Source organism: Schlesneria sp. (assembly GCF_036405755.1).
GTDB classification, from domain to species: domain Bacteria; phylum Planctomycetota; class Planctomycetia; order Planctomycetales; family Planctomycetaceae; genus Schlesneria; species Schlesneria sphaerica.
In genome coordinates, this window is sequence record NZ_DASWWZ010000590.1 from 1 (window position 1) to 7590 (window position 7590).

9 protein-coding genes are annotated in these 7590 nt (G+C 53.6%); 5 read left to right on the forward strand and 4 right to left on the reverse strand.

Annotated features, from left to right (window positions below; all coding sequences use genetic code 11):
- On the forward strand, positions 1-202 hold a 202-nt coding region (locus VGE80_RS19520; protein WP_440593823.1), incomplete at its 5' end, for a hypothetical protein.
- 54 nt (positions 203-256) lie between these two features.
- On the opposite strand, the gene dinB is transcribed toward VGE80_RS19520, so the two are convergent.
- Positions 257-1423, reverse strand: a complete 1167-nt coding sequence (gene dinB / locus VGE80_RS19525; RefSeq protein ID WP_440593824.1) for a DNA polymerase IV — start codon at positions 1421-1423, stop codon at positions 257-259.
- Positions 1424-2052: 629 nt separating this feature from the next.
- Between dinB and VGE80_RS19530 the strand changes: the two genes are divergently transcribed.
- The 4 genes from VGE80_RS19530 (at position 2053) to VGE80_RS19545 (ending at position 6122) form a co-directional block, all read left to right on the forward strand.
- Positions 2053-3198 carry a bifunctional lysylphosphatidylglycerol flippase/synthetase MprF gene (locus tag VGE80_RS19530; RefSeq protein ID WP_440593825.1) on the forward strand — a complete coding sequence of 382 codons (1146 nt, stop codon included), beginning with the start codon at positions 2053-2055 and terminating at the stop codon, positions 3196-3198.
- 36 nt (positions 3199-3234) lie between these two features.
- Positions 3235-4479 (forward strand): GNAT family N-acetyltransferase, encoded by a 1245-nt coding sequence (locus VGE80_RS19535; RefSeq protein WP_440593826.1) that lies wholly within the window; start codon positions 3235-3237, stop codon positions 4477-4479.
- A gap of 1005 nt (positions 4480-5484) precedes the next feature.
- Positions 5485-5694: a hypothetical protein gene (locus VGE80_RS19540; protein WP_440593827.1), complete on the forward strand. Its 210-nt coding sequence runs from the start codon at positions 5485-5487 to the stop codon at positions 5692-5694.
- Between the two features lie 65 nt (positions 5695-5759).
- Complete coding sequence (locus tag VGE80_RS19545) at positions 5760-6122, forward strand: hypothetical protein (protein ID WP_440593828.1); 363 nt, start codon at positions 5760-5762, stop codon at positions 6120-6122.
- A 622-nt stretch (positions 6123-6744) separates the two neighbouring features.
- Here VGE80_RS19545 and VGE80_RS19550 read toward each other — a convergent pair.
- The 3 genes from VGE80_RS19550 to VGE80_RS19560 all read right to left on the reverse strand — a co-directional run.
- Entirely contained in the window at positions 6745-7023 is a 279-nt protein-coding gene (locus tag VGE80_RS19550) for a hypothetical protein (protein WP_440593829.1), read from the reverse strand.
- A gap of 126 nt (positions 7024-7149) precedes the next feature.
- Positions 7150-7305 carry a hypothetical protein gene (locus tag VGE80_RS19555; protein ID WP_440593830.1) on the reverse strand — a complete coding sequence of 52 codons (156 nt, stop codon included), beginning with the start codon at positions 7303-7305 and terminating at the stop codon, positions 7150-7152.
- A gap of 96 nt (positions 7306-7401) precedes the next feature.
- Positions 7402-7590: hypothetical protein (locus VGE80_RS19560; protein WP_440593831.1), on the reverse strand; the 189-nt coding region annotated here is incomplete at its 5' end.

The following is a 7590-nucleotide window of genomic DNA, read 5'->3' on the forward strand; positions in this document are numbered from 1 at the left end:
AAATGCCTCATCTGCGAAAAGGGGGCTGAATGCAAAAAGAAATGAAGCGATCACCGAAAAAGCTCGAATCACTGACGAATTCATCAGGAAATATCCTCACCGCGTAGACAATTTGGGAACAATATCCATTGATGTGACAGAATGCTGTGGATGCCCTTCAGAAGCAACCCATAGAACCCGTCCTGAGCGACACGATTCGTAAATCCACACCGCGTAAATCCACACCGCGGGCAAATCAGCAGATCGTCGTCAGCAGCTAATCTCCGGACTTGTCGAGCCGAGTCCCGCGATGAATAGCTGACTTGCCGAACTTCTCAGCAATCTGGTCGGCGATGCGATCCAGCTGCTGCTGACGCTGGCGATGGGGCTGATCAAAAAGCAACTGCTGAGATTTTTCCGAACCATCAAACCGGCTGACGCCAAACCCCAGCAATCGGATCGGCTGCTGCCGTTGAGGCAGGCGATTCAAGAGAAGTTCCAGCCCCGCTTCCAGTAATTCCCGGGTGATGTTCGTCGGTTCTGTGACGGTTAAAGACCGCGTTACCGTCTGGAAATCGGGAAATCGGACTTTAATCTCGACACTGCGTCCTTTGAGATCGTGACGTCGCATTCGACGGGCCACTTGTTCGACAAGGTCAACGAGCCAGGCCCTGAGAATTGCCGGATCAGAAATATCTTCCGCAAATGTCGTCTCGTTGGAAATTGACTTTGCTTCCCGATCTGGAACAACTTTGCGGCCGTCGATTCCCTGCGCGAGCTGCCAGTAATGCTCCCCTGCGGTCCCAAAAAGTTCCTTCAGCCGATTCAGGGGCATCTGTCTCAACTGGCCAATCGTACGAATCGCCAGCCTGTCAAAGACCTGTCCCGTCACCTTTCCTACTCCCCACAACCGTCCTACCGGCAGTGGGTCGAGAAAGGCCTGCACCGCATCCTCGTCAACCACGACGAAGCCGTCCGGCTTCTTGAGTGCACTGGCAATCTTGGCAACGAACTTCGAATTGGCGACCCCCACCGACGCCGTCAACTTGAGTTCGCTCCAGATCCGATATTTGATTTTGCGGCCGATCTCTGCTGCGGATCCAAACAAGTCTTCACTTCCCGTGACGTCGAGAAAAGCCTCGTCGAGCGACAGGGGCTCAACCAGCGGCGTGAACTGCTCGAAGATCTCGCGAATCTGACGAGAGACTTCCGCGTAGTATTCGATACGTGACTTAATCACGATGGCATGTGGACACAGGCGTAGGGCCCGGGCCGCGGACATCGCGCTGTGGACACCAAACTCGCGGACCACGTAGTTGGCGGCCGCGACCACTCCCCGCCCTTCCACGGATCCGCCCACGATGACCGGCTTACCGACTAGGGACGGATTGTCCCGTTCTTCGACGGAGGCATAAAAGGCATCCATATCGATATGCAGGATCATCGAATTTCCGATCGCTCAGGTGTGAACCAGAGGATATCGCATCCGCGGAGCTGGGCTTTCCACATGGCAGGCTTTTCCAAAAAAGTTTGGGCGACTTTTAGAATTATGCGAGATTATTTCGAATATTTCGCTACTCTGGCATGTGGTGTCTCGCTGTGTTGCATAGCCAAAGTGACAAGCTCGAAGTCCAGCTTGGTCCGGTTTCTCCCAATGTAACGACTGTGGTGGACGACGGGCGGGCAGTTTGGCTGCGGCTGTATGTTTCGTGAACTGGCGATGGATAGCCCTTGCAGGTGCGAACGATAAATCTGGTCGTCTGACTGGCTGTTCTGGACCTCTCTCTAACGGATTTTTGCTGAAATCCGATTCGATTTACCTCCAGTCAGGTGATTGCGGCGGTATTGGAACATCGTTTCCTCGCGTTTCGTCTTCCTTGACCAATGGATACCGATTGTAACGAGTGCGCCGGTTGTAGGTTTTGCGTAATTGTTTTCGTATGCAAACCTGTGGTCTGGGGTATTTCGCGCTACTGTCGGGTCCTGAATCGTCTCAGATTCGTAGAGACTCCGACGACTGCACGTCCGTCAGTCGCCGCTTTGCTCCCAGGCTGATTTTGACAGGTAAATGATATGGCTGAAATGCTCACGCTCGAGCCCGTTCTTCCGTTAGTCAAAATGTCGGTGGGACCGGAGACGCTTGTCGCCGCCTCTCCCTTGATGCAGTTCGTTTACGAACATGGACATCAGCCGGATTCCTATCTGGCGACAGCTCCGGGACGGGAAACGTTTTGGTCAAGCAACCGAGACGGAGTCGTCTCTTACAAACGCTATGGACGAAACGTCCTGATTAGCGGCGGGTTGATCGCTGCTCCGGAAGATCGCCCAAAATTGCTGCGGGAATTTCTCGAATTCACAAATTCCCGCCACTGGCGCGCCAGCTTCTTCTGCATTCCCGAAGAAGATTTACCTGTCTTCCGTGCTCAAGGATACATCGCCAATAAGATTGGCGAAGATGCCGTAATCAACCTCCGAACGGTCACCTTTGCCGGCAAGAGCTTTGAATGGGTCCGTCGGCAAACGAATTACTGCATCCGACACGGCGTCACGGTCGAAGAAATTCGGCCCCAAGAATTGTCTCAGCATGCCTGGACCGAGATCCTGGGGGAACTGGAGGACGTGTGCCGGGACACCATGAAAATGAAGCCCCAGGTCAGTGAGCTGACTTTCTTCGACGGCTCCCTCGGCGCCCACAAACTCGGATTCCGGCGACTTTTCGTCGCCCGGACGGAACAGGCCGACGGCAGTCGAATCGAAGGGTACGTGGTCTGCAACCCGATGAACGGAGGTGAATCCTGGTCCACCGAAATTTATCGTCACCGCGCCGATTGTGTTCGAGGCACTGTCCCCTACCTGTTCCACCAGATTGCACTGCGGATGCAGACTGAAGGAGTTCAGGAGCTCAACCTGTGTATTGCTCTGGCGAGAAACTGTGAGGATCCGATTCCTGGTGACAAGCCGTTCCTGCGGAACAGCCTGACCTACTTCCGGAATCACTTCTCTGTCTTGTTTGACCTGGACGGTATCGACCACTTCAAGAGCCGCTTCCGCCCAAACTACTCTAACAGCTATGTTTGCACCGCACCCGGAATCTCTCCCGCAAATATATTCGCGACAATTCGGGCCTGTGGGCTGTTGCGAATCAGTCCCCTGAAAACGATGAACCTGATCTGGAAGCGATTGTGGAAAAAGCGAACTCATGCGAGCGCCGCTGAGTAGCCCGCAATTGCCTGCAATATGTGGCGGAAACAACAGATGAAGCCGACGACATACCAGTGTGAACTCTACGAATCGATCGATGACGTTGATCAAGAGGAATGGCGGGAAATTTGCCGCCAGACCAACAATATCTCACTCGATCCCCGGTTCCTTAAAGCGGTAGAGATCTCTTTCGCGGCCGAGTCGAAAATCTGGTACGCCATTTTCAGGGATGAGAATGGACGTGCAGTTGCTGCCACGTGTTTCTCTCGGTTCATGGTCGATGGATCAATGATGGCCCCATCGACCATCCAGAATCTGGCTTCGCGGGTCAGACGGGTCTGGTCGGGGTTCATGAGGCTTCCGATCCTGCTGTGCGGTCTGCCAATCAGCATGTGCGATCATCAATTAGCGATTGCCGAAAATGTCGACGACGAGGCGCTGCTCACCGCACTCGATGCAACGGCAATCAAAATTGCCAGAAAAGCACGTTGCCGACTCATCTCGTTCAAAGAGTTCCCTCCCGCTCTCGCGAAGCGGATGGATCGGCTTTCGCAGTTCGGCTTCCTCAAGGCCCGAAGTGTCTATGCTTATCACCTTGAGGGCGAGTACGGGTCCTTCGATAAGTACCTGGCCAGCCGGAACAGTTCCACGCGGCAGAATATCAAACGCAGCTTCCGCCGTTTCGACGAAGCGGGTCTGACGTGCGAACAGGTCCTGGGACGCGACGGCATTGAGCACCTCATCACTCCCGAGGTCTATGAACTGTATGTGAGAGTCCTGGAACGAGCTGACGTCAAGTTCGAACGAATCCCTCTGGCGTTCTTTCATGAACTCGCACGGCAGATGCCCGATGACTCCCATTACACGATCATTCGCAAGGGTGAAAAAATCGTCGGTTTTGGCTGCGCCGTGGCGGGATTGGGTCAGCACTCGCTGATCGTTATGGGACTGGACGACGCTTGGAATCGCGATACCGACCTTTATTTCAACATCGTCTATCGAGGAATCCAGGACGCGCTTGTACCGGGCGTTCGTGTCATCCACATCGGAGCGGCCGCGGACGAGTTCAAGCAGCGAATCGGTTGCCAGGGAGAATGGCTCTCCATCTACGTGAAAACGGCAAATTCCTGGGGCAATCTGTTCATGCAGCAGATTTTCAAGCTCTGTCTCGATACGCAGGACGCATATAACGCCCCGCCCCCATCATCTCCCCAGAAACCGACCCCCAAACCAGCAAAGAGCGCAGCCGACACGAATCGACAAAAGCTGGAACTGGAGTCGTTAACAATCGGGAAGTGATGGCGTCACTGCACCGAAGCGGTAATCTACTACCGATGCCGCTACTGACATCGCTCACGAACTGCCTGCCTCCGCTCCAGTTCTTGTCTCGTACCTGCTGAATGGGCCATTTTTTTGTCGTTGACCGCCGCGACCGTCAACGAAGTCCTCCCGCACCCGCCACAGAAGCAGGCCGGAGCGAGAATGGAAAAGGGTATTCCGACGGACCGAATCCCACTTCCCTGCCGCAAGTACTCGCTCACTCATTGGGACCTGGACAACGGAGTGACTCTCAATACTTCCACTGCGAGGACCCCTCATGGCGTGAAATTCAATCTTCTCAACGTTGCAGCCAGTCGCCCCTCACGCCGCTGGTTTTCGTCAACGAGCCGAACAAATTGAACTTGCCCCGCTCGCCATGGCCCGACAGTTCTCCGAGAAAGAAATCCATGGATCTAGCGACAGAGCTTCGCTGGCTTGCCCGAATCTTGAGAAACTGTAGACTTCACCGAAACTTGAGCTTAGAAAAGCTGGAGTTTGTGCCGACAGATGAATTCTGGCAAAAATGAGCCGCTCATCCCATCAGCACAAAACCTGAGTTTCGTTCACAATACGTGGAACATCTGCCAGACCGTGAGGCGATGTCAGCGGACGTCAGACGGCGGCACCAACAAAGAGATAGAACAAAGAATTGCGCCCGTAGCTCAGCTGGATAGAGCAACGGATTTCTAAACGAGTCCCGCCCTACTCTTCTAAAGAGCGAAATCGCCGAGAAATCCCGTGTTTTCACGAACGTTCTCGCGTAAGCGACTCTCAAAGCAAAGGCTCCAGAACCCGCTCAAAACCGCCGCTCACTGGTGTCAGTGACACCTCGCAGATCGGGTTCTGCAAATTGGTGCCCCAAGTTGGCGCCTCCGGGCCGGAATCCGCATCAGTGGCCTGACTGGCCGATCTCCAGTTCCGCGTACAGGGGGCGGAACGTCGGGCGACGGAGGTTCGTGAACTGTTGCGTCGCTAAACGGGAAGGTGATCAACCACGGCGAAGTGGCAGATGCTCTGTCGGCCTTCGACCTCATCGGGGCGGCGTTGTCGACGCAGGAACAGGGCCGCGTAATTCAGTTGCTCGTCGAACGAGTCGACTATGACGGAAAGAACGGCAAAGTCGCGGTGACGTTCCATCCCGCCGGAATCAAAGCTTTCGGCGAAGAGTTTGAGACGCAGAGAGAAGAGAAATGATTCGATCGCATACTGTTGAATCCGAGATCCATTTTGACAGGCATGGTCGTGGGAGCCGACGTGTCATGGAACTTGGCGTTGATCCATCAACCAGTCGACCGGTTGGTCGTATACCGCGTATCACCGGGCTGATGGCGCTGGCAATTCGATGCGACCGACTGATCGGCGAGGGAGCGATTACCGTTTATGCGGAGCTCGCTCGACTGGGCCATGTGACACGGCCATGGATCACGCAAATCATGAACATGCTGCTGCTGGCACCGGACATTCAAGAGACGATCCTCAACTTGCCCCGGATCACGCGTGGCGATGATCCGATCATTTTGCGTCAGGTGCAGGCCATTGCGGCGGAGCGAGATTGGGGAAAGCAGAGAGATCTGTGGCGGAAACTGGTCGTCGGCCCATCCCTGGTGAAATCGGCTTTGTAGAAAATGCTCGCACTAACCGTGTCAGGCTTGTGTGTAAGCTAGTTCACCGGCAGTAAACTTGACAATTTTCGGAACAGTTGAGCAGTGAGAGTTCTTAACAAAATGATCAGATTGAAACTGATATCGCTCGAGATCTCTGTTGGTCGGGTGATCCAACTCGTCGATGCTGCGAAGCTACATGCTAATCTCGGTGACCGACGGCCGATGGCTATGTGGGTTGTTCAGCTATCGAAAGGTCTCCCGGAGCTCAGAAACAACTTACTCTCCAACTTGGGTGAGACTTTCTTTCCCAGCTCAATTTGCACCTGTTCAATCTGCAGGCGCGAGGCTGACTTTTTTTCGGCACAAAGTTGGCACGACGACTCGCTTCACAGTCAAGCGACGTGATCCACATGACCATGTTCCCCAAGAAACCGAACCCGCCTCTTTCGATCACATCCCTTGGACACCTGGATCGATTACTCGTATCGCGCCCGCCCGGCGGCAGCGGCAAATTCCGGTGCCTGCATCACTACCGATGCCAAACTCACCATCACCACACCGGCATCCGAGCGAACTCAAGCTGGACTTTCAAACAAAGCGGATCTCCTCTTTAACTTCGATTCTCCCTTCTTGTGGGGTTCTATTTCTTTTGGACGATGACATCGGCATAAGGATTTCCGTGTATGTCCGCGAAGTAAATTCCCGTCGGATGGAAGTTCACATTGTGACCCTCGTTACTGACAAAAATTTGTGCCCAACCAGTCTCGAAATATCTAAAGCGATCGTTGAACTTCTTAAATTGCTCGGCTATGGCTTGGCAATCGTTCAGCTGCTTCTGGAGTTTCTCAACGTCACTTCTCAGCTCTTTCACCTGTGCCAGCAGTCCTTCCTTGTCGTCAGAAATATCGGCAGCTCGCATCTGTAATCTCCTCGGTTCTCGTTTGGTGTAACGTTGGTATCTTGGCACCAGACATTGGCCTACCTTTTGTCTCGTTTCTCAAGTCCGTCTACCCGAAACTTCAGCGGGCGCAATCGATGTTCTTCACTATGCTTTCAGTTGTGTCAGTTGTCCCAGCAGTTGCTGATAGTTTCTATTTAGCTCGATATAGTCGATGATTCCCTGCATGTGAGAGGTTTCTCCGCAATAAAGTTGATTCACTTCGCCCACGTCGAGCAACGTTTGCGCCCCACCTTTGTCCATCACAGTATATGCACATTGCCGTACGCTCACTTTCCACCAATGGGAGAACCAACATTGAAATAATATTCACGGATTCTCAACAGGTCGCTAAGGTAGTCATCGACGTATGGCGGTCGTCATTCTTTCCCATTGGAATCGGACTTTGGTAGTGAGATCATCGTTTGGGTGGTTGAATGAGTACATGAAGATGAATTCGATGTCGTCCAGGTTCTCGACCGGGAAGGGTTGTCCATTGGGCAGTCGGTTAGACGGATCGCGAAAGTTCATCAGAAACGCCCAGCGGTC

Bases quoted from the DNA above. Each gene is read 5' to 3' on its own strand.
- dinB (WP_440593824.1), bottom strand. From the start codon at position 1,423: ATGATCCTGCATATCGATATGGATGCCTTTTATGCCTCCGTCGAAGAA.
- VGE80_RS19530 (WP_440593825.1), top strand. From the start codon at position 2,053: ATGGCTGAAATGCTCACGCTCGAGCCCGTTCTTCCGTTAGTCAAAATG.
- VGE80_RS19535 (WP_440593826.1), top strand. From the start codon at position 3,235: ATGAAGCCGACGACATACCAGTGTGAACTCTACGAATCGATCGATGAC.
- VGE80_RS19545 (WP_440593828.1), top strand. From the start codon at position 5,760: ATGGAACTTGGCGTTGATCCATCAACCAGTCGACCGGTTGGTCGTATA.
- VGE80_RS19550 (WP_440593829.1), bottom strand. From the start codon at position 7,023: ATGCGAGCTGCCGATATTTCTGACGACAAGGAAGGACTGCTGGCACAG.
- VGE80_RS19555 (WP_440593830.1), bottom strand. From the start codon at position 7,305: ATGGACAAAGGTGGGGCGCAAACGTTGCTCGACGTGGGCGAAGTGAAT.